The organism is Hydrogenophaga sp. PBL-H3, from assembly GCF_010104355.1.
Taxonomy (GTDB): Bacteria; Pseudomonadota; Gammaproteobacteria; order Burkholderiales; family Burkholderiaceae_C; genus Hydrogenophaga.
Genome location: NZ_CP044972.1, coordinates 3,730,227 through 3,756,463, shown reverse-complemented (window position 1 = coordinate 3,756,463; position 26,237 = coordinate 3,730,227). Strand labels below are relative to the sequence as shown.

The following is a 26,237-nucleotide window of genomic DNA, read 5'->3' as shown; positions in this document are numbered from 1 at the left end:
CATGATCAAGTACCTCATTCCCGTCGATGGCTCTGCCCAGTCCATGCATGCCGCCTACCATGCGATGCGCCTGGTCAGCTCGGGCCTGAAAGCCCGCTTCGTGGTGGCCAATGTGCAGGAAGCCCCCAACCTCTACGAACTGGTGGTGGCACACGATCCCGACGTGCTGCACCAGGTGAGTGATGCAGCCGGCCACGATCTGGTCCGCCCCGCGGTGGCGCTGCTGACGTCGGCCAGCCAGCTGGTGGAGGCGGTGGTGGCCAGTGGCGACCCGGCCCACACGCTGGCCGAGCTGGTCGAGAGCCACGAATGCGACGCGGTGATCATGAGCGCCCACGGTGGTGGTGAAAGCGAGCGTGGTCTGGGTTCGGTGGCGCAGCACATGGTGCAGCATTGCGCGGTGCCGGTCACCATCGTGCGGCCAGCCCCCCTGGAGGCGCCCGACCTGACCTGAGCCGGGCAGGCCCGCCGGTCGTCAGGCCTGCAGGGTGAACAGGAAGGTGGAGCCTTCGCCTGGAACCGAGTGGGTCCAGATGCGCCCGCCGTGGCGCGAAATGATGCGCTTGACGATGCTCAGGCCAATGCCCGAGCCGCTGTACTGGCTGTGGCTGTGCAGCCGGTTGAACGGATCGAACAGGCGGTCGGCGAACTTCATGTCGAAGCCGCAGCCCTCGTCGCGCACGAAGAACACCGGGCAACCGTCCTGCGCGAAGCAGCCCACCTCGATGGTGGTCGTTTCCTTCTTGGAGCTGAACTTCCAGGCGTTGCGCAGCAGGTTGTCGAGCACGCAACGCACCAGCACCGGGTCGGCCAGTGCCCTCAACCCGGGAGCAATCTTCACCTGGGCCAGTCGCCCCGGTTCGGCCTCCATCAAGGCGGCCATCTGCTCGCTGGCCATCTGGCTGAGGTCGACCTCGGCCAGGTTCATGGTCGAGCGCGACAGGCGCGACATCTCCAGCAAGGCATCGATCAGGTCGCCCATGCGCAGGGCCGATGAGCCCATGGTCTGCAGCAGCCGCGTGCCTTTGTCGCCCAGGCCCTCGGCGAATTCCTCCCGCACCACCTCGCTGAGTCCGGCAATGGCGCGGATGGGGGAGCGCAGGTCGTGGGCCGCGGAGTAGGTGAAGGCTTCCAGCTCGCGCAAGCTCTGGCTCAGCTCGCCGGTGCGTTCGTTCACCAGGTGCTCCAGGCCCTCGTTGAGCTTGCGCAGGCGCAGCTCGGCGGTCTTGCGCTCGGTGATGTCCTGCACGATCCCGCTCACGCGGTTGTCGGTCAACGGGCTGGCGTCGATCTTGATCCAGCGCACATCCTGACCCGCTGGCAGCACCCGGAATTCTTCGCTGAACTTCTGCATCGGCACGCCACGCTCCTCCATCTGCACCGCGATGCCCGGCCGGTCGGCATCGTCCACGATGGACAGGAATTCGTTGAGCGAGAGCGCGCGATCAACCGGTTTGCCCATCAGGCTCGCCGAGCGAGGCGAGAGCCGCAGGTCGCCGGTGGCGGTGTTGATCTCCACCGTGCCCATGCTGGCGGCGTCCAGCGCCTGCTGCAGCAGTTGCTGGTTTTCGGCCAGGGCCTTTTCCACTGCGTGGCGCTCCAGCGCCATCTGGATGGTGGCGTGCAGTTCGCGCTCGGAGAACGGCTTGATCAGGTAGCCGTAGGGCCGCGTCTTGCGCGCGCGCTCCAGTGTGGAATCTTCCGAATACGCGGTGAGGTAGATCACCGGTACCGGGTTCGTTTCATGGATGCGCGCAGCCACATCGATGCCATCCATGGCGCCTTCGATGTGGATGTCCATCAGGATCAGGTCCGGACACGACTGCGACAGCAGCTCGAAGGTCTCGCTGCCAGAGACCGCCACGTCGGGCACGTGGTAGCCCATGTGGGAGAGCCGCTGCTGCAGGTTGAACGCGACGATGCTTTCGTCTTCGACGATCAGGATGTGGGCGGAAGAATTCATGTCTTGTCGCCCATGCGAAAGCGCAGGGTGAAACGGGTGGGGTCGCTGCGTCGGACTTCCAGCTGTCCGTGCAGCTGGCGGGTGAGCAGGTTGACCAGTTGCAAGCCGAGCGATTCGGATTTGCCCAGGTCCATGTCATGCGGGATGCCCTGGCCGTCGTCGCTGATGGCGAGCTCGACCACCTGATCCGCGTCCTGGCCGATCTCCACCAGCACCGTGCCCCGGCGGTCCTCGGGGAAGCCGTGCTTGAGCGCGTTGCTCACCAGTTCGTTGACGATCAGGCCGCAAGGAATGGCGTCGTTGATCGGCAGCTTCACATCGGTGGATCGGATGTCGATGCGCACCTGCCGCGAACGCGCGCCGTAGGACTCGGTGAGCCTGGGCAGCAGCTCGCCCAGGAAGCGCTGGAAGTCGACGTGGGCAAAGTCTTGCGACTGGTAGAGCGTCTGGTGAATCAGCGACATGGAGCGGATGCGGTTCTGGCTGTCGCGCAGCAGATCGACCATGTCGGAGTCGCTGATCTTGAGGGCCTGCAGGTCCAGCAGGCTGTGGACCACCTGCAGGTTGTTCTTCACACGGTGGTGCACTTCCTTGAGCAGCAGTTCTTTCTGCTGCAACGCGTCCTGGATGCGTTTCTCGCTGAGCTTGCGCTCGCTCAAGTCCAGGATCACCGACAGGATCATTGGCCCTTCACCGGTCTCCACCGGGTTGATGCCGATCTCCACCGGGAATTCGCTGCCGTCCTTGCGCAGCCCGCTGAGGTCCCGGCCCGCGCCCATGGGCCGGGCACTTGGCTCGGCCAGGAAGCCGCTGCGGTAGCCGGGGTGTTTGTGGCGGTAGCGAGGGGGCAGCAGCACCTCCACCTTTTGACCGATCAATTCTTCGCTGGCGTAGCCAAAGGTGGTTTCCGCCAGCTCGTTGAGGCGGACGATGGTGCCTTCCTTGTTGACCACGATCATGGCCACGGGGATGCGGTTGAATGCCTGCCCGAGGTACTCCCCCAGCGCGATACGAAGGGCCGTCATCTGTTGCCTTTTCTGGTCCGAGGCACCTCTGCCAGCGAGGGGTTCCTCATCGTTATTTTCGGTACGGGTCAGTGTACGCTGGAGAGCGCATGAAGGTTGTGACGCAGTCCACGTGGCCGGGGTTCATGCACCGAAGTACGAACAAATTTTCAGACCGCCTGCTTGCGGTTGTCGAGCCGGAAGATCTTCACGGCGTCGTTCATCACCCGGGCCTGCGCCTGCAGCGAACTCGCGGCGGCCGAGAGCTCTTCGACCATGGCCGAGTTCTGCTGGGTCACCGAGTCGAGTTGGCCCACCGCCTGGTTGATCTGCGCCAGGCCCATCGACTGCTCGTGCGTGGCGCCGGTGATCTCGGCGATCAGGCCATTGACCTGCTCCACCGAGCCCACCACATTGGCCATGGTCTGCCCGGCGCTGTGCACCAGCTGGCTGCCGTGCGACACCTTGGCGGCCGACTCGTCGATCAGCACCTTGATTTCCTTGGCCGCGCTCAGCGTGCGCTGGGCCAGGTTGCGCACCTCGCCGGCGACCACGGCGAAACCGCGACCCTGTTCACCCGCGCGGGCGGCTTCCACCGCAGCGTTCAGCGCCAGGATGTTGGTCTGGAAGGCGATGCCGTCGATCACGCCGATGATCTCGCCGATGCGGCGTGATGATTTGCTGATGTCGTCCATGGTGGTGACGACCTGGCTCATGGCTTCGTTGCCTTCGCGCGCCACGGTGGCCGAGCGCTGCGACAGCACCGAGGCCTCGCGTGAGGAGTTGGCGCTTTGCTGCACGGTGCTGGTGAGCTGCTCCATGGAGGCGGCGGTTTCCTCCAGGCTGCTGGCCTGCGATTCGGTGCGCGAGGACAGGTCCGAGTTGCCGGCGGCGATCTCGTTGGACGCCACCTGCACGCCTTCAACCTCGTGGCGCACGTCGGACACCACCGCCTGCAGATTCACGTTGAGCTGGTTGAGCGCGCGGGCGAGTTCACCGAACTCGCCGCCGCTGGCGCCCTTGAAACGCGCCGAGAGGTCGCCCGCGGCCATCTGGTTGGCAAAGGCCACCGATTGCGCGAGCGGACGCAGGATCTGGCTGCGCAGGCTCAGCGCGGCGAGCGCGGCGATCACCAACAACACCGCACCCGCGGCCACGTGCACACCGGTGCCGTGCGCGGCGGCGTATTCGCCAATCACCAGGCCGGCCGCCGCCAGCCCCACCGACGAGATGCCGATGCGCTTGCCCAGCGTGAGCTGGGCCATGCGCTGCAGCCGGCCTGCCAGGCCGGTGCGCACCACGCGGCCATGGTGCAGCGCCATGCTGGCGTTGCCCGCCGCGTGCTCGCTGCGCATGCGGGCGTAGAGCGCCTCGGCCTCCTGCACCTGCTCGCGCGAGGGGCGGGTGCGCACCGACATGTAGCCCACCGCCTGGCCGTTTTCCATCACCGGGGTGGCGTTGGCCACCACCCAGTAGTGGTCGCCGTTCTTGCGCCGGTTCTTCACCAGCGCCGACCACGGCGAGCCACTGGCCAGCGTGGCCCACATGTCGCGGAAGGCCTCGGCGGGCATGTCGGGGTGGCGCACCAGGTTGTGCGGCTGCCCGATGAGTTCCTCGCGGTCAAAGCCGCTGACCGCCACGAAGGCGGGGTTGCAGTAAGTGATGCGGCTCTGCAGGTCGGTTGTCGACACAAGGGTCACCCCCTCGGGAATGACGAACTCCTGGTGGGTGACGGGCAGGTTGGTGCGCATGGGGATCTCGCAGATACGTTGAGGGTGTGGCCCCTTCAATGCAGTTGCATGTTTCAGGAACCGTACACACCCAGTATCGGCAATACCCACAAGATCTAAAGGGCTGATATTGGCGGCAATACCGGTCCAGTACCGCCCCTTGCGGTCGGTGACCCGGCGGTCTTGCCATTGCCATGCGCCGGGCTGGCGCGATGAACTCAGCCCGCGTAGCCGGGAGGCAGGAGGTTCAGGCGCCCGCGGGCCCTGGCCAGTGCCACCACCTCCGCCTTGTCTGGGGGCAACAGGTCAAGCCGGGTGTGAACCATGGTGTTGATCAGCGCCCGGCAACGCTCTGAATCGTTGCTCCGGATGTGCTGCTTGAGGGCTTCGCGCAGGCATGCGCTGCGCAACTGGACGCCGCTGGCATGGGTGGCCTTGCACAGCAGGGCCATGACGGGGCCGCAATAGACGCGCTCCACGGGGGTGGGCGCAAGGTGGGTCCCCACCAGCGTGCCGAGCTCCCGGGGCGTGCCCATGAGCCGCATGAACGCTTCTGCCGAGCCCAGGATGAACTCCGCCGTGAACCTGAAATGCTGCGCCTGGTTGCGCCGGATCGGTGCCGGCGCGCGCATGTTGAACACGTCCAGCGGCGCGAGTGCGGTGACCGTGTGGTTGTTCCACAGGTCGTCGGTGAATTGCTGCAAGGCGGCGCCCGAGCACATCTGGATGCCCGGGATGTCCAGCGCCTGGAGGGTGGTGTTGGTGGCCAGGCAGTCGGCGACGAGCTGCAGGCACTGGTCATCGAAGTCTGCGTGTTCCTCGTTCGCCAGCCGCAAGGTCAGCTGGGTCACTCCGGTGCGGTCCTGTTTGAGCGCATTGAACAGCAGGGCAGGGTCGGTCTGCGGATCCGGCGCGGGGTGCTCGTCGGGCGCGGGGACTTCGTCCGATGCCAGGAACATGCTCCGGATGCGCTGGTTGGCCAGGAGCACCTGTGTCACCGCCCCGAAATTGATGGGCGCGCCCAGGCTCATCAGCCGCAGGACTTCCAGCCCGGTCCAGGTCGTGGCGGCGGGCAGGAACTGGGACATCTCCAGGGCGGCAGGGGGAGCGTCGTAAATATTGACCCAGCCCATCTCCTGGACCGTGGGTGCGTGGGTGGGAAAGCGCACTTGCGGGTCGGCGAAGTGGCAGTTGGCGAACGACAGGCGGGTGAGCGTGCAGCCCGGGGCCTGCAGCAGGGCCTGGAGCCTGGCGCAGGCCGGCGCGGTCAGGTCCGCGCTGGCGACCATGAGCGAGGTGACCCACGGCACTTCGGGGAGGTGCTGCACCACGTACTCCAGGAGTCCGTCGGGCAGTGAATGCGGGTCGGCCATGCCGTCGAGCGCGCAGTCGAGCTTCACGAAGTCGCTGCGGGTGACCCGGATGAGCTCCAGCAGCAAGGCGGGTTCGTTCGCCAGCACGAACCTGCGCTCCAGGTGGCGGTGGTCGATCTGTTCGGCCCCATGACCGTCCAGAAAGGCGGCCACGTCGGGGTCCGCCAGCAGGGCGGGAACGTGGTGCAGGAGCAGTGCGCGGCGGTTCGATGGGGGTGTGGTCGGGACGGTATCGCTGGAACGTTTCATGGGTGCTTTCAGGCGGTTGATGACACCACTGAGTCACTTCAACGCGGCATGGGTGCCGCTACCCGGCGATCGAGCCCAGGGACGCCCAGAGACCGCCCCCGGCATGGTTCGCAGGCGCTCGGTGGGGTGGATGTGGTCTGAAAAATTCCGGAAAGAGGGCTCAAGTCAGCCTCAAGGGCGCCGATAGAGAGCCAAGAACACCGGGCATGTTTGCGCCTGGTGGCCACTTGAGAGGTCCGCCATGATCAACATCTCCACGTCCAGTCCCGTGTCCTGGCCAACACCGCCGTCCGCTGCCGTGGCGCCGGTGGTGGCCACGCCGGCGGTCAAGCCGGTGCAGTCGGTCGGGCAAGAGTTGCAGACCGATGTGCAGGCCCGGCGTGAGGCCCGTCGGTCCCCGGTCAAGGCCGATGACGAGGCCAGCCCTGCCGCGCCCCTGCTGCCCCGGCCGGCTGCGACCGATCCTCAAAGCCAGGCCGCCGTGCAGGCGCGCCAGGAAGCCGCCGCGCAGCGCGCGGAGCAGGCACTCAAGAAGGCCGAAACCGACAAGGCGAGCCACAAGAAGGCCATGGAGCGGCTGCAGGAAGTGTTTTCCAACATGTGGGCGGCCAGCGCCGCGGTGGTTGACCAGGCATTGGGCGTCGATTCCAGGGGCGAGGCGCTGCCTGGCAACCAGAGCGACACCGCGCCCGACCTCTCGGCCGTGGCCGCCTCCACCCTGTCACGCCGGCTGTTGCCCGGCACCAAGGCCGCCGCATCTCCCGAGCAGGCCACGGCCGACAACATGCCTTGGCCGTTGACGCCGCAGGCTGCCGAAGACGCCGCGGCTGAGGCCGCGCCCGAGGTGCCCGGTGGTGAGGTGATTGCCTACGACGAGCATGGTCAAAGCAGCCTTGCCCCACTGGAAGTGGGCACGCTGCTGAGCGAAAAAGTCTAAGGGTTGAGGAAGCCCCCTCGGGGGGCAGCGACCCGCGCAGCGGGGGAGCGTGGGGGCAACAGTTTCGCCGCCGGGCCGCCCCAAGGCGAATCAGCCCCCTCGGGGGGCAGCGACCCGCGCAGCGGCGGAGCGTGGGGGTGTTCCCCCCCCTCACCCCCGCAGCTTGAACACTGCCACTGCGCTCACCAGATCGGCCGCCTGCGTGCTCAGGCCTGTGGCGGCCGCTGCCATCTGTTCCACCAGTGCCGCGTTTTGCTGCGTGGCCTGGTCCATCTGGGTGATGGCTTCGCCCACCTGACCGACACCGGCGCTCTGCTCGGCGCTGGCGTTGCTGATCTCTTCCATGATGGACGTGACGCGACGGATCGCGGCCACCACCTCGTTCATGGTCACACCGGCGCGGTCCACCAGGGCGGTGCCCTGGCCCACGCGCTCGGCGCTGGTGGAGATCAGTCCCTTGATCTGTTTGGCCGCCTCGGCGCTGCGCTGTGCGAGGTTGCGCACCTCACCCGCCACCACGGCAAAGCCGCGGCCCTGTTCGCCGGCGCGCGCCGCTTCCACCGCCGCATTGAGCGCGAGGATGTTGGTCTGGAACGCGATACCGTCGATCACGCCGATGATCTCGGCGATCTTCTGGCTGCTGTCGTTGATGTCCTTCATGGTCGTGACGACCTGACCCACCACGTCGCCGCCCTGGGTGGCCAGGTTGGATGCCGACTGCGCCAGCTGGTTGGCGGTGCGGGCGTTGTCGGCGTTCTGCCGCACGGTGGAGCCCAGTTCTTCCATGGAAGCCGAGGTTTGCTCCAGCGCGCTGGCCTGGCTCTCGGTGCGGCCCGACAGGTCGGAGTTGCCCGATGCGATTTCCGAACTGGCGTTGGACACGCCTTCTGCCCCCACGCGCACCCGGCTCACCGACTGGGCCAGCCGCTGCGTCATGGTGTGCAGGGCGGACATCGTGCTGGTCGTGTCGCCCGGCTTCAGTTCGATCGTCACGCTCAGGTCGCCTTGCGCCACGGCATCGGCCACGCGCTTGAGCTGGTCGGGGTCGGCGCCGAGCTGCTGAGTGACCCGGTTCAGGTACCAGGTCATGCCCGCCATCGCCAGGGCCACGATCAGCACCGCGCCAATGACCACATCGCGGTCCAGCTCGGAGAACTCCTTCACCTCTTCCACACGGAAATGCAGCCGTTCGCCCTGGCGCTTTTTCTCCTGGGCCAGGGGCAACAGCAGTGCATTGCGGGCGGGGATCGTCTTGTCCACCAGGAAAGCAAAGGCTTCCTCCTTCTTGCCTTCCTGGATCAAGGCCACGTTGGCCGTGCCTTGTTTCCAGAACTCGTCCATCAGTCCGGGCAGCGGGGCAAACGCCTTGCTCCCTTCCTCATCGATCATGCCTTTGCCGAACGCGTCGAGTTTTTCAAACAGAAACTTCTTCTTGGCACCGATGTCGTCCAGCGTGGTCTGCAGTTCCTGCGGATTGCGCGAGAGGATGGCGTGGCGCACCTGCAGCGAGGTTCGGGTGACGTTGAGTTCCAGCTCGGCGATCAGCTCCAGCTGTGGCACGTTGGTCTTGCTGATGCGGTCGGCCGCGGCCATGACCTTGTCCATCATGAACCAGACCGTGAGGGTCACGATGATCAGCAGGCCGATCATCGTGGCGTTGACGAGAAACAGGCGTTTGGCGAGCGTCATGCGATTGGACATGGGGGTTCCTTGGTAGGGCTACCAGGGTTGCCCCCGGGCGGCACTTCGGGTGCCTGGCCAGATCATCCTGCCGTCGTAAACCCGCAAAACCCCGACAAAACAGGATTTCACGGCCCAGATCCTGCGGTAACCCCGGTTACCAGAGGTTTCGACCCACCAGGCGCCAACTTGATGGCCTGGCGCCATTTATATGTTGTGCGGCGAACGCACGGGGTCGTGAACTTGTTCCTCAAGCCCCTGGCGGCGGGGGCCGAAATACAGGTATTTCCCGTCTGTTTTCTGCTCATGACCAACCTGATCCAGCCCCCGGGCGATGCCTCTCTGTTGTTGCTGGGGCACTACGATCCCGCGTTGGTGGTGTTGTCGGTGGGGCTGGCGGTGCTCGCGGGCGTGGCCGCCATGGTGGTGTCCTCGCAGGCAGACCGGTTTCGTGGCGTGCCCGCCCTGGGCATGGTGCTGGCCGGCGGCCTGGCGCTGGGCTCGGGCGTGTGGGCCATGCACTTCGTGGGCATGCTCGCTCTGGACCTGTGCCGGGCAGCAGGCTACCGGCTGGACTTCACCGTGCTGTCCATGCTGCCCAGCGTGCTGGCCTCGTCGCTGGCGTTGTGGTTGCTGATGCTCAAGCGGCAGAGCAACGCCACGCTCTGGCTCGGCGGTGGCTTGTTCGGCCTGGGCGTGGGCGCCATGCACTACACCGGCATGCTGGCCCTGGAAGGCATGGATGGCCTGCACTTCGACCCGCTCCTGGTGGCGGTGTCGGTGGTGGTGGCGGTGCTGCTGGCCGTGTTTGCACTCTGGGTGCGCCAGGCACTGCAGCGTTGGCGGCCCGGGCTCCCGCAAGCCTGGCGCCATGCGGTCTCGGGTGTGCTCATGGGTTTGTCGGTCTCGGCCATGCACTACTGCGGCATGGCCGCTGTTCACTTCGCCGGCACGCCTTCACCCGGCGATGCGTCACAGGCCGGCTCGCCCTGGCTGATGACCGGCATCGCGGTCACGGTGGCCGCGATCTCGCTGCTGGTCGTGCTGCTGTCCATGGTGATCCGTCTGCGCGCCCTGACCGCCCAGCTGCGCTACATGCAATCCGCGGTGGCCAGTTCGCACGACGCGATCGTCACCAAGACCACCGAGGGTGTGGTGCTGACCTGGAACCAGGGCGCCACCGACATCTTCGGCTACAGCGCCGACGAGATGGTGGGGCAGCCCATCACCCGCCTGTTCAAGCCCGAAGACGTGCACACCGAAAAAGACTTGCTGCGTCGCGTGCTGGCCGGTGAATCGGTGCCCAACGCCGAAGCCGTCCGCCTGCGCAAGGACGGAAGCGAGGTCCACCTGTCGGTGACGATCTCGCCCATCCGCGACGAAGCCGGTCGCATCATGGGCGCGTCCAAGCTGGCGCAGGACATCTCGGATCGCAAGGCCATTGCCGACCTGCAGCTGGCCAAGCTGCAGGCCGAGAAGATCGCCGAGGCACGCGGCAGCTTTCTGGCCAACATGAGCCACGAGGTGCGCACGCCCATGAACGCCATCCTGGGCTTCATCAGCGTGTTGCTGGCCGGCCCGCTGCAGACCGAGCAGCGAGAACAGTTGAAGGTCGTCGAAGACTCCGCCCGCTCACTGCTGCGTCTGCTCAACGAAATCCTGGACACCGCCAAGCTCGACAAGGGCCTGGTGGAGTTCGAGATTTGCCCGTTCAGTGTGGACGCCCTGGTCAGCGAGCTCGCCCTGGTGTACGGGGCCTCGGCGCGCTCCAGGGGCATCGAGCTGCAGGTGGCGCAGCAGCCCGGGGTGGCGCCGTGCTACGAGGGAGACGGTTTTCGCATCCGCCAGGTGCTGGGCAACCTGCTGGACAACGCCATCAAGTTCACCCCGGTCGGTCGAGTGAGCCTGGACATCCGTGCGGAGCGCGGTGGCCTGGTGTTCGAGGTCGGCGACACCGGCGTGGGCATGCCCGCGACGTACCTTGACCAGATCTTCGAGCCGTTCAGCCAGGTCGATTCGTCCACCACACGGCGCTTTGGTGGCACCGGCCTGGGCACGACCATCTGCAAGAAGCTGGTCGAGCTCATGGGCGGCACGATCGACGTGGTGAGCGCGTTGCACCAGGGCAGCACCTTCACCGTGTGGCTGCCCTTGCCCGTGGCCTCGATCGAGGTGCAGGCCGACCTGCCAGCGGCGGGAGCGGTGGCCTTGCCGAGGCTCAACATCCTGATTGCCGACGACGTGCTGCTCAACATGGAGGTGCTGCGCCTGCTGCTGGGCAAGGCGCACCACGTGACCTGCGTTGGCGGCGGTGCCGAGGCCGTCCGTGCCGCGGCCGACGAGCGTTTTGATGTGGTGCTGATGGACATGCAGATGCCCGAGGTCGACGGCCTGGAGGCCAGCCGGCGCATCCGGGCCCAGGAGAAGGCCGAACACCGCCTGCCTGTGCCCATCATTGCGCTGACCGCCAGCGCGCTGGCGCAGGACATGGCGGCCGCCAGTGCTTCGGGCATGAACGGCTTTGTCACCAAGTCCTCGAAACTGCCCGTGTTGCTCGCCGAGATCGCCCGCGTGCTGGACCTTGCGAAGGCCGTGCCCGAGGCCGTGTGCTGACCGGGCTCAAAACCCCGGTCAGCCCAGGCTGCGCACAGCCCGGGCCGATCTCAGGCCGGTGACACCGTCTGAAACTGGCGCAGGGCTTGCTGCGTGCGTTCCATGTCGGCCCGCAACTGCGTGCTCAGTTCGGGTGCGAACGTGGCGCCTTCCTGCTTGGCCAGTTGCTCGATCTGGCCCGAGATGCGCACCAGCGCCCGGAAACCCAGCAGCATGGCCGTCCCCTTGAGCTTGTGCGCGTCGTAGCCAATTTGTGCAGCCTGGCCCGAGGCCAGTGCCGCCAGCAGCACGTGCACGCTGCCTTCGGGCGGCTCGAACAGGGTGCGCAGCAACTCGTCCATGGTGTCGGCGGGCATCATCGAGACGATCTCGGTGTAGGACTCGGAGTCGATCAGGCCGGCTGCGCTGGAGCGGATGTCCTGCTGTTCAGGCATCACCGGCGCGGGCGCTACAGGGGCTTCATCGCCCACCAGCACGGTGGAGCCGTCGAGCAGGCCGCAGTGTTCCAGTGCGCGTTGCAGGTCCTGCGCCTGCAGGGGTTTGCTGGCGAACTCGTTGACACCCACGTCGAGCGCGCGCTTGCGCGTGTCGTTCACCACGTCGGCTGTCACCAGCACGATCTTGATGTCCTTGTTCGTGCCATCGAGGGCGCGGATTGCCGCCGTGGTGGCCAGGCCGTCGAGCACGGGCATGTGGAAATCGAGCAGCACCACGTCGAAGCGCTGGAGTTCGAGCAACTGCAGGGCTTCCTGGCCGTTTTCGCAGAACACCGCCTCGTGGCCCATGCGATCGAGCAGGATGTGCATGTACTTGAGGTTGATCGGGTGGTCTTCGGCCACCAGCACCCGCAGCTTGCGTTTCTGTCCAGTCTGTTCGGGTGAACGCGCCGCCTGTGCGGGGGCTTCGGTCGTGGGCAGGACCAGCTTCACGGTGAACAGCGAACCGCGCGCGGGCTCGCTGCTGACATCGATGCTGCCGCCCATCATGCGGGCCAGGTTGCGCGAGATCTCCAGGCCCAGCCCGCTGCCACCAATGCGCCGGCGCACCGAGTTGTCGGCCTGGTAGAAGCGGGTGAACAGCTGCGCCACCGTGGCGGCGTCCATGCCCATGCCGGTGTCCTGCACGGTGATGCAGATGCCGCCGGGCGTGTCGGCCAGGGGCCGCACGCTGGCCGTGATGCTGCCTTCGTGGGTGAACTTGACCGCATTGCCCAGCAAGTTGAAGAGGATCTGGCGCACCCGCGTCGGGTCGGCCATCACCCATTCGGGCAGGTCGGGCGCGGCGTCGACTTCCAGCGACACGCCTTTTTCGCGAGCGGCGGCGCGCATCAGGCCCTCCACCTCTTGCACCAGTGTGCGCAGGCGCACCGGCTCGGGTGCCAGGCTCAGGGTGCCCGACTCCATGGTCGAGACATCCAGGATGTCGTTGAGCACGCCCAGCAGGTGTTGCGCCGAGTCGCGCGCGGTCTGCACGTAGTCGCGCTGCTGGCCCGAGAGCTGCGTCTCGTCGAGCAGGTTGAGCATGCCCAGCACCCCCTGGAACGGCGTACGGATTTCGTGGCTCATGTTGGCCAGGAACACGCTCTTGCCGTGGTTGGCGGCATCGGCCTGGTCCTTGGCCACGCCCAGTTCGCGGGTGATGTGCTGCAGTCTTTCGTACTGCGTCACCTGGCGGCGCAGGTGGCGCACCAGCAAAACCACGAACAGCAGCAGCACAGCGGCCTGCACGCCGGCCAGGCCGATCACCAGCCGGCCCTGGTCGCGCAGCTGGTCGTTGCGTTCGTCCACGAAGCGCGCGGTGGCGCGGTTGGCTTCACGTGTGAGGTCGCCCAGTGCGGGTTCGAGCTGTTCGATGGACCGGATCAGCGCCAGGCGCAGGTCGCGCTGGGCCAGCTTGCCCTTGGGATCTTCAAACACCGGGTCGGCCTGTGCGACGAATTCATTGACCTGGCGCATCGCGTCCAGGTAGGCCTTCGTGGTGTTGAGCAGGTCGCTGCGCGGCATGTCGGTCACCAGCGAGATGCGGCTGACGAACACCTCGTAGCGCTCCACCAGGTCGTCTCCGCTCACGGTGGATGCGGGATCGACCGACGCGTGCACCGCGTAAGCGAGGTGGCTGAGTTCGCGCTCAAGCTGGTAGGCCTGCCACATGATCGAGTCGATCTGGTTGATCGCCACGTCCTGCATCAGGTTGAACTGTTTCCACTGGATGTAGCTCAGCGGCGTGAGGGTAACGAGCAGCGCAGCGCCTATGGCCGCCACCCAGTGGACGACCCGCCATCCACTCAGGCCAGTGGGCTGGGCGTTCATTGCAGGTCCAGTGCCTTGAGCTGCCAGATCGAGCGTTCGTAATAGACGGAATTTCGCAGCTCGGCGGCGTTGTCGAACGGGTAGACCACGAACAGCGGGCCCTTGCTGCGCACGGGGATCGGCTTGTCGTCCATCAGACGGGCCATGAGGATGCCGTGCTGGCTCACGTCCTGCATCGGGATGTTGATCTTGTAGTCGTTGATCGCCACCGCGCTCAACGTGGTGCCGCTGGCCTTCACGGCGGCCAGCACGTCGGCCAGCAGCGGGCCGGTGAACTTCACCGGCTTGTCGTACCACGGCGTGCGGGTGGTGAAGCTGTGCTGCGGCAGGGCTTCGATCATGGCCATGTCGAACACGGCGATGTCACCCTTGTTCTTCACGCCGATCTTGCCGCTCACGCTGAGGATGGTCTTGCCCTGGGGAGCGCTCAGGCCCTGGGCGAATGTCAGGGGGGTGGCTGCGACCAGGGCCAGCAGCACGGTGAAGAGGCGACGTGTGTTCATGGGAGTTCTTGTTGAATGGGATGGGGAAGTGGATGGATCCGATGCGCTGGCGCCCGGTCCGCAGGGTGGAACTTGATTCAATTTCGTATCGGCCATCTGGACTGCAACTTGAGCCCGTATGGCCTGGTCGGCGAGCAAGAGACAGGCGGTACAACCGCCGTGAATGCAAGGGTAAAGACCACTGGCTTGTGGTCGATAACACTTTGAACCCTGCAGAACATGCAATTGCAAGGCGGTGAACATTGAACATTCAGACGCAGGTCGAACGAATCGCGACCCGCTCTCACACAAGGCAGGTGGCCCATGAAAATCCTCATCGTGGATGACGACGAAATCTCCCGATTCCCGCTCGTGTCGTTGGTCGATCGCATGGCGGGCGTCACCGAGATTGTTCAAGCTTCGGACGGTGAAGAGGCGTGGTCCCTGCTGCGGGAGGGGTTGCGCCCATCGCTGTGTTGCTGTGATCTGGCCATGCCGCACCTCGATGGCGTGGGGCTGCTGCAGCGTGTGAAAGGCGATCGCTTGCTGGCGCCCACTCCGTTCGTGATGATTTCCTCGTCGGCGGACCGGGAGTCGGTGACCTGCGCGGTCCAGGCCGGCGCGGTTGGCTTCATCGTCAAGCCGTACTCTTTCGCGGTGACCACCCGAACGCTTGAACGCGTGCTGCGCGAGAGCCAGGCCGGTTTGGTGGAGCCGGTCGCCCAGGTGGCTCGCCGGCTCGGCATCACCAAGTTCGAGGTGGCTCGCCTGATGCGCAAGCTGCAATCCGATGTGTCTGTCTGTGCAGACCTGCTCGATGAAGCAGGGGCGACTGCGGCGCCGCACATGGCGGAAATCCAGCGCATGCAGGGCAGTTGCGCCATGCTGGGCCTCAAGCACTGTGCGAACCTGTTGCGGATCCGTCCGGGCGAGACGCCCTCGCTGGAGGACACCTGCCTCACCTCCCTGCGCGAGGTCAGTCTGCAGCTGTCGCTTGTGATGGAGGGGGCGTTGCTGGAGGCATAGGCGGGGCCGTTGCGCGCCTGCGGGGCTCAGCCGCCGCTTGCCTGCACAGACGCTTGCCACGCGCCGATCTGGACCAGCAAGCTGTGCAGCACATCGCCCACGCGCTGCACCGCTGCCTGAGGCTGCTCCTGGTCTTCCTTGAGGGATTGCTCAACCTGGCCCGCCACCAGGGCGAGGCGGTACGCCCCCATCAGGCCGGCGCTGCCGCGCAGTTTGTGCAGGCTGGCGCACAAGGCGGCCTTGTCCGACGCATGGCCGGTGCTGGTGGCCAGGAGCCATTGCTCGCTCCAGCCGCCGTAGTTCTTCTGCAGCAACCCCAGCAGTCGCTTGAAGAGTTCGAGGCTGTCGCCGCAGCACTGCCGAGCCGCGGCCGTGTCGATGTCGGGCAGCTCGGGCCACGTGTCGGCCTCGGCGGATGAAGGGCGAAGGGTGGTGGGGTTCATGCAGGCCTCGCGTCGGGCATGGCCCGGGTCGTCAGATGCGGTGGCGCACGCCCGCCGGTGCGCTGGCCAGGCGGGTCAGCACGGCGGGCGCGATCTGCGAGAGCGGCAGCACCTCGTGCGCCGCACCGCACTGGATGGCCATGCGCGGCATGCCGAAGACAACGCAGCTGGCCTCGTCCTGCACGTAGTTGTAGCTGCCGGCGTCCTTCATCTCGCGCATGGCCTGCGCGCCGTCGGCGCCCATGCCGGTGAGCATGATGCCCAGCGCGTTGGGGCCGAGCACGCGCGCGGCCGACTTGAACAGCACCTCCACCGAAGGGCGGTGGCGGTTGACGGGTTCGGTGTCTTCCACCACGGCCACGTAGTTGGAGCCGCTGCGGTCGATGCGCAGGTGGTGGCCACCCGGTGCGATGTAGGCGTGGCCGGGCAGGATGCGCTGGCCGTGCTGGGCTTCCTGCACGCGGATGCGGCACAGCGTGTTGAGCCGGTTGGCAAAGCTGGTGGTGAAGCCCGGCGGCATGTGTTGCGTGATCACGATCGCAGGTGCGTCGGCCGGCATGGGCATGAGCACCTCGCGGATGGCTTCGGTGCCGCCGGTGGAGGCGCCGATGCAGATGATCTTTTCGGTGGACACGCGCGGGAGCGCGGCGCGCGGCTGCTCGGTGGTGCCGCTGACCTGGGGCGCGGCCGCAGCGGCCGGCGCCGCCGGCAAACGCTTGACGTGGGCCGAAGCCGCCACGCGGATCTTGTCCACGATGTCACCGGCCAGCTCCTGCAGGCCACTGCTCACGCCGATACGTGGCTTGGCCACGAAGTCCACCGCGCCCAGTTCGAGTGCGCGCATGGTGGATTCGGCGCCTTGCTCGGTCAGTGTGGAGACCATCACCACCGGCATGGGCCTCAGTCGCATCAGGCGGGAGAGGAACTCCAGCCCGTCCATGCGCGGCATCTCCACGTCCAGCGTGATCACGTCGGGGTTGGTCTCGCGGATCATCTCGCGCGCCACCAGCGGATCGGCCGCTGCGCCCACGCAGGTCATGTCGGCCTGGCGGTTGATGATTTCGGTGAGCAGGCTGCGCACCAGTGCGGAATCGTCCACCACGACCACTTTGATTTTTGCCATGGTCCTCTCCTTGTCTTCTTGTCGATTCGTTCAGAACAGGTCGACCGAGCCGCCGGTGATCGCCTTGGCGACCACGGACGCGCTGCTCTTGCGTTCCTGCGTTTCCAGTGTCTCGGGGTGCGAATGGGCCAGCCGCTTGACCATGGCCTTGCCGGTGGCCGGGAAGTAGCAGACCTTGCGCGGGTGGATGTCCAGCACGTCCTTGGAGATGACGGCGATGCGTTCGGTCTGCAAATAGTCCAGCACGAACTGCGTGTTGCGCTCGCCGACGTTCATGGTGGTGAAGGTGTGCATCACCTGCCCGCCGCCAAACACCTTGGCCTGCATGGTCTCGCGCCGGGCGCCGAGTTTCATCATTTCGTTGATGAGCAGTTCCATGGCGTAGGAGCCGTAGCGCCCACCCGCGTCATTGCCGCCATCGGGCAGCATGAAATGGTTCATGCCGCCAACCCGCACGCGCGGGTCGTAGATGCAGGCGGCGATGCAGGAGCCCAGCACCGTCATCACCATCATGTCGTCGTCGGTCACGAAGTACTCGCCGGGCAGCACCTTCACTGCGTCCTGGTGGAAGTGGTGGTCGTGGTAGAAAAAACTGGCCTCGCCGGGCTTGCCCTTGCGCGCCTTGAGGGCGTCCAGGTTGGAGCGCGCGGGCGCCGCGCGCGCGACGAGGATGGCGTCAGAGGCGCTCATACACCGTCTTTCCACGCAGCGCGAACAGATTGCGTGCGTCGCTGAAGTTCTCGGCGTGTCCCACAAACAGCATGCCGCCGGGCTTCATCACGCGGTGGATGCGCTCCAGCACGGCGCGCTGCGTGGCGGCGTCGAAATAGATCATCACGTTGCGGCAGAACACCACGTCGAAGGGTTCGCGAAACGGCAGGTCCTGGATCAGGTTGACGGTCTGGAAACTCAGGCTTTTCTGCAGCTCGGGTTTCACGCGCATGAAGCCTTCGTTGCTGCCTTTGCCGCGCATGAAGAAGCGCTGCATGCGCTCGGGGCTCAGGCCCTTGGAGCCGTCGGCCTTGTAGACACCGCGCTGCGCGGTGGCCAGCACCTTGGTGTCGATGTCGCTGTTGACGATTTCGTACGAACCACTGGTGCCGAGGTTCTCCTGGGCCGTCATGGCGATCGAATAGGGCTCTTCGCCGGTGGAAGCCGCCGAGCACCAGATGCGCCAGTTGTGCGAGCGTTTGGCCGCAAACATCTGCGCCAGGATCTCGAAGTGGTGCTGCTCGCGGAAGAACGCCGTGAGGTTGGTGGTCAGCGCGTTGATGAACTCCTGCCACTCCGCACCGTCGTGGTGTTCGAGCCAGTCGAGGTAGGTCTTGAAGCTGTCGTGGCCGGTTTCGCGCAGGCGGCGCGAGACGCGGCTGTAGACCATGGCGTGCTTGCCGTCGTGCAGGCTGATGCCGGCCTTCTTGTAGATCAGCGCCTTGATGCGCGAGAAGTCGGCGTCGGACCAGACGAACTCACGCCCCTCGGCCAGCGGGCCGTCTTCGGAGGCCGCCGCGCGTGGCGGAGGCACCGGGCGCGCGGCGCGTTGTGGGGTGGTGGTCGGGTGCAGCATCGGGAGTCCTGGCCAGTGGTGGGCGGGAGCGCGCAGGGCGCGCTTGGAAGAGAACGGGAGCCGCTCAGTGTCTTGAGCGGCGCACCAGGCTGGAGGTGTCCAGGATCAGTGCGACCTTGCCGTCGCCCAGGATGGTGGCGCCCGACACATTGGGCACGCGCCGGTAGTTCGACTCCAGGTTCTTGATCACCACCTGTTGCTGGCCGAGCAGCTCGTCGACCATCAGCGCCACGCGCTGGCCGTCGGCCTCCACCACGACCATGATCGGGCTGGCGCCGTTGTGCTCGAAGCGCGGCACGTCAAAGACGCGCTCAAGTTCGATCACCGGCATGTATTCGTCGCGCACCTTGACCACCTGCGCGCCTTGCGCGAGGGTGTTGATGTCGGTGGGCTTGATCTGGAACGATTCGATCACGCTGGACAGGGGCAGGATGTAGACCTCGTCGCTCACGCGCACCGACATGCCGTCCATGATGGCCAGTGTCAGGGGCAGGCGCACCGAGACGCGCATGCCGTAGCCTTCGGCCGAATCGATTTCCACCGTGCCGTTGAGCGCGGTGATGTTTTTCTTGACCACGTCCATGCCCACGCCACGGCCGGACACGTCGGTCACTTCCTCTGCGGTGGAGAAGCCGGGCGCGAAGATCAGGTTCCAGACCTCGGTGTCGGTGAGCGAGTCGGGTGCATCGATGCCCTTTTCGCGCGCCTTGGTCAGCAGCTTCTCGCGCGAGAGGCCCTTGCCGTCGTCGCGCACCTCGATCAGGATCGAGCCGCCTTCGTGCGTGGCCGACAGGGTGATCGTGCCGTGCTCGCTCTTGCCCTTGGCTCGGCGGTCTTCCGGCATTTCAATGCCGTGGTCGCAGCTGTTGCGGATCAGGTGGGTCAGCGGATCGGTGATCTTCTCCACCAGGCCCTTGTCGAGTTCGGTCGATTCGCCCTGCGTGACCAGCTCGACCTTCTTGCCCAGCTTGCTGGCGAGGTCGCGCAGCATGCGCGGGAAGCGGTTGAACACCACCGACATCGGGATCATGCGGATCGACATCACCGCTTCCTGCAGGTCGCGGGTGTTGCGGTCGAGGTCGGCCAGGCCGGCCAGCAGCGGCTGGTTGGCGCCGTCGTCGAGCTCGCGGCTTTTCTGCGCCAGCATGGCCTGGGTGATGACGAGTTCGCCCACCAGGTTGATGAGCTGGTCCACCTTGCTCACCGAGACGCGCAGCGTGCTCGACTCCATCGCAGCCGGTGCGGCGGCGCGGACCTCGGGCTTGGGGGCAGCGGGCTTGGCGGTGTTGTCCGTGGCGGTGGTCACTGCCGAAGTTGAGGCCACGGCCGCATGGGCGGGCACGCCGGGTGCGCCGTCGAAGAAGCCGAAGTCCTGACCGTCGGCCAAGACCGGCACGGCGTGCACCGCTGCGTCGTCGGCGGGCGCCGCGCAGTCAATGATGCGAATCTCTTCCTTGCTCACATGGAAGGTGAAGAGGTCCATCAGGTCGGCGTCGGACGAGGTGGTGGTGGCGCGGTAAACGCGCTTGTCGGCCTGGTCGCAGGGCAGGGGCTCGATGGTGCCCAGGCCGGGGATGTCGCGGAAGAGCTCGGCCACACCGTCGGCTTGTGCCACGTTATCCAGCGGGCCGATGTGGATTTCGAGTTCGCGGGTGGCCTTGGCCACCGGCTTGTTGATCACGCGGGCCGGGGCGGGAGCGGGTGCTTCCACCACCACGGGTGCGACCAGCACCGGAGCGGGCGCCGCTGCTTCGGTCTCTTCGCCGTTGGCCAGCGCATAGATGCGGGCCACCAGGCTGCTGGTGACAGGTGTGTCGTTGCCGCGGCCCTGGTGGTGGGCGAGCTGCAGGCGCAGCGCGTCACTGGATTCGAGCAACACGTCCACCATGGCGGCGGTCGGGTTGAGTTCGTGGCGGCGCAGCTTGTCCAGCAGCGACTCCATCTGGTGCGTGAGTTCGGCCACGTCGGCAAAGCCGAAGGTGGCAGCGCCCCCCTTGATGGAGTGGGCGCAGCGGAAGATCGCGTTGAGCTCCTCGTCGTCGGCCTTCTCCACGTCCAGCGCGAGCAGCATCTGCTCCATCTGGTCCAGGTTTTCACCCGCCTCTTCAAAGAAGATTTGGTAGAACTGGCTCAGGTCAATGTCGTTGGCCAGGCTCTGGCCTTCGTTCATCATTTCACCCATGTGGGATCTCCTTGGCTGCTTGAGAGCGGCGCGCGTTTATCGGATGACTTTTTGAATCACTTCGATCAACCGGCTGGGATCGAAGGGCTTGACCAACCAGCCTGTGGCGCCCGCGCTGCGGCCGGCCTGCTTCATCTGGTCGCTGGACTCGGTGGTCAGGATCAGGATGGGCGTGGTCTTGAATTTGGGGTGCTCGCGCAGCTTGCGCGTGAGGCTCAGTCCGTCCATGACAGGCATGTTCTGGTCGGTGAGCACCAGATCGATGCTGTGGGTCTGGGCTTTCTCGAAGGCGTCCTGACCATCCACCGCTTCGACCACGTGGTAGCCCGCTCCAGTGAGGGTGAACGACACCATTTTTCGCATGGAAGCCGAGTCGTCGACGGCAAGAATGGATCGCATGGCTTACTCCGTGTTTCGGTCAAATATCGGCAGATACCGAAGGGTCTTGAATCGGGGATTCGGGAAAATCAGAACAGGTCGATGGAGCCGGCGTCCATCTCGCTTTGGGTCACCGGGCTGGGGCGCTCGGGCATCGGGTCCAGCCCCAGCGGTATCTCGCCCTCTTCGGGCTCCATGGCTTCTTCGGCCAGGCGCCAGGCGCAGCTCTGCAGCACCTTGCCGGTGTGAACGATCAGCTGGGTGGCCATGTCGTGGAACTGCAGCTCGGTCACGGCCTGGTGCAGGCTGTTCCTGATCGGACCCAGTTCACCCTGGCGCATTTCGGGCAAGGCGCCCAGGGCCTGGTTGGCGGTGCCAAAGCGCTCCATCAGATTGGCGGTGGCGTGGTCGAGCAGGCCTTCCAGGCGCTGCAGGTCGGTCACGGCCATGAGCAGCGAGTCCTGGAGGTTGGCCACCAGATTCACGGGCAGGGAGACGCACGGCGGGGGATGCTGCATCGTCAGGTGGTCCATGTTGTTGCTCGGGTAGGGCGGAACGGAATAGGGGGGGCAGTACAATTTTCAAGGTCTGTAAGAAGCTGTATCGGCAGATAACCGCCCAAATTCAGCACCATTTCCCGGGTTGTCCCTTCGCTGTCGCCAGCCACCGGAGAACCCCGGCCGATTCCGACACCACCGCAACATTCCACCAGGCATGTCCGAGAACCTCGATAAACCACCGGTTCACATCCTGCATCTGGAGGATTCGCGCGTGGACCATGCGCTGGTGAAGTTCGCCCTGCAGCGCAGCAAGCTGCCCAGCGAAGTGGTGCTGGTCGACACCATGGACGACTTCAGGCGCGAACTGCTCAGCGGGCGTTTCGACGTGGTGCTGGCCGACTACCACCTGCCCGGCTTCACCGGCATGGACGCCTGGGACGTGGTGCGCGAATTGGGCATCGAGATTCCCTTCGTCATCCTCTCGGGCGCCATTGGCGAGACGGCGGCGGTGGACGCCATGCACCGTGGCGTGAGCGACTATTTGCTCAAAGACAGCATGCACCGCCTCTCGCATGTGATCGAGCGGGCGATCGAGGTTTCCGAGACACGGCGCGAGCGAGCGCGCGCGGCCGCCGAGCTGGCCGAATCGCGCCAGCGCCTGGCCGAGCTGGCCGAGCACCTGCAGACCAGCATCGAACAAGAGCGCGCCAACATCGCGCGCGAGATCCACGACGACATCGGCGGTGCACTGGCGGCTGTGAAGCTCGACCTGGCCTGGGTGGGCCGGCGTGAAACCGCCCCCGAGGTGCTCAAGCATGTGAGCACCGCCATGGAAATGCTCCAGCACGCCCTGGGTGCGAGCCAGCGCATCATGATGAACCTGCGCCCGCCCATCCTCGACCAGGGCCTGGTGGCCGCGGTGCAGTGGCTGGCTGGCGGCTTCGAGCGCCGCAGCGGCCTGCGGGTCACCATCCGCCGATCGTCCGACCAGATCGATGTCCCGATGGATGTGCAACTCGTGGCGTACCGCACCGCTCAGGAAGCCCTCACCAACATCGCCAAGCACACCAAGGCCACTGCGGTCGAGATCGATCTGAGCGACGGCGAAGGCGTGTTGACCCTGGAGGTCACCGACAACGGCCAGGGCATGGGCCCGGAGGCCTTGCGCAAGACCAAGTCGTTCGGGCTTCTCGGCCTGCGCGAGCGCGCCGCCAAGGTCGACGGCTGGCTCGACGTGAGCTCTTCCAGCAAAGGCACGTCGGTCATTCTGTCGGTGCCCCTGACATCACCCCAAACCCCGGACAACGCGGCGAAAGCCACAGAGGAAGCCCATGATCAAGGTGATTTTGTGTGACGACCACGCGGTGGTGAGACGCGGCATCCGCGACACCATCTCGGAGGCCACCGACATCCAGGTGGTGGGCGAAGCCGGCAGCTACCCCGAACTGCGCGAAGCCATGCGCAAGACCGAGTGCGACGTGCTCGTGCTCGACCTCAACATGCCCGGACGCGGTGGGCTGGAGGTGCTGGCGGCCTTGAAGGAAGAGGGCTCCACCGTGAAGGCGCTGGTGGTCTCCATGTACCCGGAAGACCAGTACGCCATCCGCTGCCTGCGCGCGGGTGCGCGCGGCTACCTCAACAAGGCGGGTGAACCGGCCGAGCTGGTGGCCGCCATCCGCACCGTGATGCAGGGCCGCAAATACGTGACCGCCGACGTGGCGCAGATGCTGGTGGACAACCTGCACGCGCCCGAGAGCGAGGAGCTGCACGCCAGCCTGTCCGAGCGCGAATTGCAGACCCTGCAGAAGATCGCGTCGGGCAAGAAGCTCTCGGACATCGCCGAAGAACTCATGCTCAGCCCCAAGACCGTGAGCGTGTACCGGGCCCGCGTGCTGGAAAAGCTGCACCTGGCCAACAACGCCGAACTCACGGTGTATGCGATCCGCAACGGCATCGTGTGAATATCCGGCTCGGGTGGCCCGGTAAGTGTCGGAAAACTTGACACTTACCGGTTGTTTCTTCCGTTTCAAAGTGCCTTGAATTCGCAACTGGTTCGTACATAGAAGAAATAGTTCGCTGGCACGCAACGTGCGCTACGTGTCTGCAGTTGGTTTCCTCTGATTTCCAGAGCGGCCTCAATTGGACTTTGAGGACATCTCACGTGAACATTCTTTTCAAAGCAGCTTCGGGCGCGGTCCTGTCGGCTGTGACCTTGTCGGTCGCAGCGCTGTCGGTGCCTTCCATCAAGGCACAGGCGTTGAAGTTGATCGAGGCGTTTCCCACCGTCCAGGCGCTGGTGAAGCAGGTCACGCTGGATCTGAAAGTTGTTTGGGGTGCAGAAGCGCTGGGCGAATCCGTCGGGCTCGCAGTTTCAGATCTGGACCTGGGAGGATTGCTCTCTGTCGCCGACGAAAACGCCGCTGGTGTCGCGAATGTGTATGCCGGGGTGGTGGCGGCAGGGATGTCCAGCAACCTGGACGCCGCGCAAGGTGGCTCCGGCTTGATCCGCCTGGACGGCATCCCTGCGGCCAGCGGGCTCGTGGTGGCTGGTCCGGGCACTGGCGGCCTCGGCAACAACCCGGCTGGCTCCGGTGTTCCGCTGGTCGAGGCGATTGCCCCCGATGAGATCGTGTCGCTGGCCCGTGATGCGGACGCCCCGTCTTTGCCCGGCGGTGTCGGCCCCCAGGTTCTTGCACCGGAGGAAATCGCCAGCGGCGCTCCTGAAAATGACATCTTTGAGGACGTCGCTGCCCTCCCGCTGTTGCCCAGCGATGATTTCGGCATGAAGCCCGACGGCGATCTGGTTCTTGTTGCGGCAGCGCCCTCCCTCGCCGCACTGTCTGAAATTCCGGAACCCGGCACGTTGGCCTTGCTGGGTGTCGCATTGTTTGGGTGGGGCGCATTCCGTCGCCAACGCACCCACCGCTGAGGCGGTCGGTTGGATCGAAAAATGGCGGCCCCAGGGCCGCCATTTTTTTGGTTCAAATGGATTTCGCTTCGCGCGGAAACGCCAAGGCATGACTGGATTCATGGCGGCATTGGGAGGTGCCGGGCGTTGGGGGCTGTGCCCGGGCAGCGTGCGGAATAATGTCCCATGACCACCTCCCCCTCGATCTGGAGCCCCCTGCGCCAACCCGCCTTTCGGGGCCTGTGGATTTGCGGAGCGGTTTTCTTCATCGGCGCCGGCATGCAGACCATGGCGGCTGCCTGGCTCATGGTGGAGCTCACCGGTTCGTCGTTTCTCGCCGCGCTGGTGCAGACGGCGGTGTTCCTGCCCATGTTCCTGCTGGCCTTGCCCGCGGGTGTGCTGGCCGACACCACCGACCGCCGTCGCCTGATCTCGGGCGCGTTGAGTGCGCAGGTGGCGGCCTGTGCCTTGCTGGCTGCGCTCGTGCTGGCCGGTTGGGGCGGGCCGGGGTCGGTGTTGTTTCTGGTGTTCGTGTGCGGTTGTTGCACAGCGGTGCTCACGCCGGCCTGGAATTCCTCGGTGGTCGATCCGGTGCCGCGAGACGAATGGCCGCAGGCCATCACCGCCATCGGCATCGCCTACAACGCGGCGCGCGCCATCGGCCCCACGCTGGCTGGTCTGCTGTTTGCGCGGCTGGGCGCGGGCTGGGTGTTCGTGGTCACCGTGTTCACCACGCTGGTGATGTGGGAGTCGATCCGGCGCTGGCCGCCGCGGGCGCACCCACCGTCCAGTCTGCCGCCCGAGCGGCTGTGGGGCGGCACGCTGAGCGGCCTGCGCTTTGCCTGGCACTCGCGCATCATCCTGGCGCAACTGGTGCGGGTGATGGCGTTCAGCGCGGCCGGCTCGGCGCTGTGGGCGCTGCTGCCCGTGATCGCGCAGCGCCAGCTGGGCACCGGCGCCGAGGGTTTTGGTCTGCTCATGGGTTGCCTGGGCACCGGCGCGGTGGCCTCGGGCCTGGTGATTGGCCGGTTGCGCGCGCGGTTCGCGCTGGACGTGATCGTCTCCATCAGCTGCGTGGTGTTCGCCGTGGTCATGCTGCTGGCCGCGTGGGTGCGAGTGCCCTGGGTGGTCTACGTTGCCATGGCCTTTGGCGGTGCTGCCTGGATGGCCACCATGTCCACCTTCAACACCGCCACCCAGGCCAGCGCGCCGCCCTGGGTGCGCTCGCGTGCGGTGGCGCTGCACATCGTCTCCGCGCTGGGTGCGTTCGCCATCGGCTCGGCCTTCTGGGGGGCGGTGTCCGACATCGCCGGGCTCACCGCCGCGCTGGTGGCCGCGGGCGTGGTCATGGCCGCGGGCTTGTTGCTGGTGCGCCCGTTTCCGCTGCGCATGGGCGCGCTGCACGAGGTGACGCAGGGCACGCCCTGGGACGAACTCTTCGTGGTGGACGAGCCCAGCCCGGCGGCCGGACCGGTGGCGGTGGAGGTGGGCTACCGCATCCAGTCCGGCGTTGATCAGGCCTTTCTCGACACCATCAGCCGCATGAAGGACCCGCGCCGTCGCGACGGCGCGAGCTTCTGGCGCGTCTACCGGGACCTGGGCGAACCTTCGCGCTATGTGGAGCGATTCATCGTGGACTCGTGGGCCGACTACCTGCACCAGCGCGCCCGCGCCACCGTGGCCGACCACGCACTGGAGACCGAGATCCGTGCATTCCTCGCCGAGGGTGAGAGCGCGACCATGTCGCACTACATCGCCGAGCGGTGAGGA

General features: G+C 66.0%; 22 protein-coding genes. 8 read left to right on the top strand and 14 right to left on the bottom strand.

The annotated features are described in order from the left end of the window. The first annotated feature begins 1 nt into the window (after position 1). Entirely contained in the window at positions 2–454 is a 453-nt protein-coding gene (locus F9Z44_RS17535; RefSeq protein WP_159607998.1) for a universal stress protein, read from the top strand. Positions 455–475: 21 nt separating this feature from the next. On the opposite strand, the gene F9Z44_RS17530 is transcribed toward F9Z44_RS17535, so the two are convergent. From F9Z44_RS17530 to F9Z44_RS17515, 4 genes are all read right to left on the bottom strand, one after another. Beyond that, entirely contained in the window at positions 476–1,963 is a 1,488-nt protein-coding gene (locus F9Z44_RS17530) for a hybrid sensor histidine kinase/response regulator (protein ID WP_159607997.1), read from the bottom strand. Next, the gene (locus tag F9Z44_RS17525) at positions 1,960–2,988 is read right to left on the bottom strand and encodes a sensor histidine kinase (RefSeq protein WP_159607996.1); all 1,029 of its coding nucleotides are present in this window, start codon (positions 2,986–2,988) and stop codon (positions 1,960–1,962) included. Before F9Z44_RS17525 ends, F9Z44_RS17530 begins: the two co-directional genes overlap by 4 nt. Positions 2,989–3,137: 149 nt before the next feature. Next, positions 3,138–4,718: a methyl-accepting chemotaxis protein gene (locus F9Z44_RS17520; protein ID WP_159607995.1), complete on the bottom strand. Its 1,581-nt coding sequence runs from the start codon at positions 4,716–4,718 to the stop codon at positions 3,138–3,140. A gap of 197 nt (positions 4,719–4,915) precedes the next feature. Then, positions 4,916–6,319: a hypothetical protein gene (locus F9Z44_RS17515; protein ID WP_159607994.1), complete on the bottom strand. Its 1,404-nt coding sequence runs from the start codon at positions 6,317–6,319 to the stop codon at positions 4,916–4,918. Positions 6,320–6,560: 241 nt separating this feature from the next. Between F9Z44_RS17515 and F9Z44_RS17510 the strand changes: the two genes are divergently transcribed. Next, the gene (locus F9Z44_RS17510; protein ID WP_159607993.1) at positions 6,561–7,256 is read left to right on the top strand and encodes a hypothetical protein; all 696 of its coding nucleotides are present in this window, start codon (positions 6,561–6,563) and stop codon (positions 7,254–7,256) included. 150 nt (positions 7,257–7,406) lie between these two features. Here the strand turns inward: F9Z44_RS17510 and F9Z44_RS23180 are convergent, their stop codons facing one another. Beyond that, positions 7,407–8,957: a methyl-accepting chemotaxis protein gene (locus tag F9Z44_RS23180; RefSeq protein ID WP_159607992.1), complete on the bottom strand. Its 1,551-nt coding sequence runs from the start codon at positions 8,955–8,957 to the stop codon at positions 7,407–7,409. A 285-nt stretch (positions 8,958–9,242) separates the two neighbouring features. On the opposite strand from F9Z44_RS23180, the gene F9Z44_RS17500 reads away from it, so the two are divergent. Beyond that, positions 9,243–11,549 carry an MHYT domain-containing protein gene (locus F9Z44_RS17500; RefSeq protein ID WP_159607991.1) on the top strand — a complete coding sequence of 769 codons (2,307 nt, stop codon included), beginning with the start codon at positions 9,243–9,245 and terminating at the stop codon, positions 11,547–11,549. Positions 11,550–11,599: 50 nt separating this feature from the next. Here F9Z44_RS17500 and F9Z44_RS17495 read toward each other — a convergent pair whose 3' ends face one another. After that, complete coding sequence (locus F9Z44_RS17495; RefSeq protein WP_159607990.1) at positions 11,600–13,858, bottom strand: ATP-binding protein; 2,259 nt, start codon at positions 13,856–13,858, stop codon at positions 11,600–11,602. Then, positions 13,855–14,361, bottom strand: a complete 507-nt coding sequence (locus F9Z44_RS17490; RefSeq protein ID WP_236574174.1) for a hypothetical protein — start codon at positions 14,359–14,361, stop codon at positions 13,855–13,857. Before F9Z44_RS17490 ends, F9Z44_RS17495 begins: the two co-directional genes overlap by 4 nt. Before the next feature lie 303 nt (positions 14,362–14,664). Here F9Z44_RS17490 and F9Z44_RS17485 point away from each other — a divergent pair, with 303 nt between their 5' ends. Further along, on the top strand, positions 14,665–15,366 hold the full coding sequence (locus tag F9Z44_RS17485; protein WP_159607989.1) for a response regulator: 702 nt from the start codon (positions 14,665–14,667) through the stop codon (positions 15,364–15,366). A gap of 26 nt (positions 15,367–15,392) precedes the next feature. Here F9Z44_RS17485 and F9Z44_RS17480 read toward each other — a convergent pair whose 3' ends face one another. The 7 genes from F9Z44_RS17480 to F9Z44_RS17450 form a co-directional block, all read right to left on the bottom strand. Further along, positions 15,393–15,809, bottom strand: a complete 417-nt coding sequence (locus F9Z44_RS17480; protein ID WP_159607988.1) for an Hpt domain-containing protein — start codon at positions 15,807–15,809, stop codon at positions 15,393–15,395. A 31-nt stretch (positions 15,810–15,840) separates the two neighbouring features. Further along, positions 15,841–16,932, bottom strand: coding sequence for a protein-glutamate methylesterase/protein-glutamine glutaminase (locus F9Z44_RS17475; protein WP_159607987.1), 1,092 nt, complete (start codon positions 16,930–16,932; stop codon positions 15,841–15,843). A 30-nt stretch (positions 16,933–16,962) separates the two neighbouring features. After that, positions 16,963–17,622, bottom strand: a complete 660-nt coding sequence (gene cheD / locus F9Z44_RS17470) for a chemoreceptor glutamine deamidase CheD (protein WP_159607986.1) — start codon at positions 17,620–17,622, stop codon at positions 16,963–16,965. Beyond that, positions 17,609–18,499 (bottom strand): CheR family methyltransferase, encoded by an 891-nt coding sequence (locus tag F9Z44_RS17465; protein ID WP_159607985.1) that lies wholly within the window; start codon positions 18,497–18,499, stop codon positions 17,609–17,611. The genes cheD and F9Z44_RS17465 overlap by 14 nt, the downstream gene beginning before the upstream one ends. 64 nt (positions 18,500–18,563) lie before the next feature. Next, positions 18,564–20,681 (bottom strand): chemotaxis protein CheA, encoded by a 2,118-nt coding sequence (locus tag F9Z44_RS17460; RefSeq protein WP_159607984.1) that lies wholly within the window; start codon positions 20,679–20,681, stop codon positions 18,564–18,566. Between the two features lie 36 nt (positions 20,682–20,717). Beyond that, positions 20,718–21,080: a response regulator gene (locus F9Z44_RS17455; RefSeq protein WP_159607983.1), complete on the bottom strand. Its 363-nt coding sequence runs from the start codon at positions 21,078–21,080 to the stop codon at positions 20,718–20,720. A gap of 68 nt (positions 21,081–21,148) precedes the next feature. Beyond that, entirely contained in the window at positions 21,149–21,592 is a 444-nt protein-coding gene (locus tag F9Z44_RS17450; protein ID WP_159607982.1) for a hypothetical protein, read from the bottom strand. Positions 21,593–21,773: 181 nt separating this feature from the next. Between F9Z44_RS17450 and F9Z44_RS17445 the strand changes: the two genes are divergently transcribed. From F9Z44_RS17445 to F9Z44_RS17430, 4 genes are all read left to right on the top strand, one after another. Further along, positions 21,774–22,913, top strand: a complete 1,140-nt coding sequence (locus F9Z44_RS17445) for a hybrid sensor histidine kinase/response regulator (RefSeq protein WP_159607981.1) — start codon at positions 21,774–21,776, stop codon at positions 22,911–22,913. Continuing rightward, positions 22,891–23,520 carry a response regulator gene (locus F9Z44_RS17440; RefSeq protein ID WP_159607980.1) on the top strand — a complete coding sequence of 210 codons (630 nt, stop codon included), beginning with the start codon at positions 22,891–22,893 and terminating at the stop codon, positions 23,518–23,520. The genes F9Z44_RS17445 and F9Z44_RS17440 overlap by 23 nt, the downstream gene beginning before the upstream one ends. A gap of 200 nt (positions 23,521–23,720) precedes the next feature. Further along, positions 23,721–24,488, top strand: coding sequence for a PEP-CTERM sorting domain-containing protein (locus tag F9Z44_RS17435; protein WP_159607979.1), 768 nt, complete (start codon positions 23,721–23,723; stop codon positions 24,486–24,488). 165 nt (positions 24,489–24,653) lie between these two features. Continuing rightward, positions 24,654–26,234: an MFS transporter gene (locus F9Z44_RS17430; RefSeq protein ID WP_159607978.1), complete on the top strand. Its 1,581-nt coding sequence runs from the start codon at positions 24,654–24,656 to the stop codon at positions 26,232–26,234. Positions 26,235–26,237: the final 3 nt, after the last annotated feature.

What these genes read in the sequence shown, in the direction of transcription:
- F9Z44_RS17535 (WP_159607998.1), top strand. Translation starts at nt 2, where the DNA reads ATGATCAAGTACCTCATTCCCGTCGATGGCTCTGCCCAGTCCATGCAT.
- F9Z44_RS17530 (WP_159607997.1), bottom strand. Translation starts at nt 1,963, where the DNA reads ATGAATTCTTCCGCCCACATCCTGATCGTCGAAGACGAAAGCATCGTC.
- F9Z44_RS17525 (WP_159607996.1), bottom strand. Translation starts at nt 2,988, where the DNA reads ATGACGGCCCTTCGTATCGCGCTGGGGGAGTACCTCGGGCAGGCATTC.
- F9Z44_RS17520 (WP_159607995.1), bottom strand. Translation starts at nt 4,718, where the DNA reads ATGCGCACCAACCTGCCCGTCACCCACCAGGAGTTCGTCATTCCCGAG.
- F9Z44_RS17515 (WP_159607994.1), bottom strand. Translation starts at nt 6,319, where the DNA reads ATGAAACGTTCCAGCGATACCGTCCCGACCACACCCCCATCGAACCGC.
- F9Z44_RS17510 (WP_159607993.1), top strand. Translation starts at nt 6,561, where the DNA reads ATGATCAACATCTCCACGTCCAGTCCCGTGTCCTGGCCAACACCGCCG.
- F9Z44_RS23180 (WP_159607992.1), bottom strand. Translation starts at nt 8,957, where the DNA reads ATGTCCAATCGCATGACGCTCGCCAAACGCCTGTTTCTCGTCAACGCC.
- F9Z44_RS17500 (WP_159607991.1), top strand. Translation starts at nt 9,243, where the DNA reads ATGACCAACCTGATCCAGCCCCCGGGCGATGCCTCTCTGTTGTTGCTG.
- F9Z44_RS17495 (WP_159607990.1), bottom strand. Translation starts at nt 13,858, where the DNA reads ATGAACGCCCAGCCCACTGGCCTGAGTGGATGGCGGGTCGTCCACTGG.
- F9Z44_RS17490 (WP_236574174.1), bottom strand. Translation starts at nt 14,361, where the DNA reads ATGAACACACGTCGCCTCTTCACCGTGCTGCTGGCCCTGGTCGCAGCC.
- F9Z44_RS17485 (WP_159607989.1), top strand. Translation starts at nt 14,665, where the DNA reads ATGAAAATCCTCATCGTGGATGACGACGAAATCTCCCGATTCCCGCTC.
- F9Z44_RS17480 (WP_159607988.1), bottom strand. Translation starts at nt 15,809, where the DNA reads ATGAACCCCACCACCCTTCGCCCTTCATCCGCCGAGGCCGACACGTGG.
- F9Z44_RS17475 (WP_159607987.1), bottom strand. Translation starts at nt 16,932, where the DNA reads ATGGCAAAAATCAAAGTGGTCGTGGTGGACGATTCCGCACTGGTGCGC.
- cheD (WP_159607986.1), bottom strand. Translation starts at nt 17,622, where the DNA reads ATGAGCGCCTCTGACGCCATCCTCGTCGCGCGCGCGGCGCCCGCGCGC.
- F9Z44_RS17465 (WP_159607985.1), bottom strand. Translation starts at nt 18,499, where the DNA reads ATGCTGCACCCGACCACCACCCCACAACGCGCCGCGCGCCCGGTGCCT.
- F9Z44_RS17460 (WP_159607984.1), bottom strand. Translation starts at nt 20,681, where the DNA reads ATGGGTGAAATGATGAACGAAGGCCAGAGCCTGGCCAACGACATTGAC.
- F9Z44_RS17455 (WP_159607983.1), bottom strand. Translation starts at nt 21,080, where the DNA reads ATGCGATCCATTCTTGCCGTCGACGACTCGGCTTCCATGCGAAAAATG.
- F9Z44_RS17450 (WP_159607982.1), bottom strand. Translation starts at nt 21,592, where the DNA reads ATGGACCACCTGACGATGCAGCATCCCCCGCCGTGCGTCTCCCTGCCC.
- F9Z44_RS17445 (WP_159607981.1), top strand. Translation starts at nt 21,774, where the DNA reads ATGTCCGAGAACCTCGATAAACCACCGGTTCACATCCTGCATCTGGAG.
- F9Z44_RS17440 (WP_159607980.1), top strand. Translation starts at nt 22,891, where the DNA reads ATGATCAAGGTGATTTTGTGTGACGACCACGCGGTGGTGAGACGCGGC.
- F9Z44_RS17430 (WP_159607978.1), top strand. Translation starts at nt 24,654, where the DNA reads ATGACCACCTCCCCCTCGATCTGGAGCCCCCTGCGCCAACCCGCCTTT.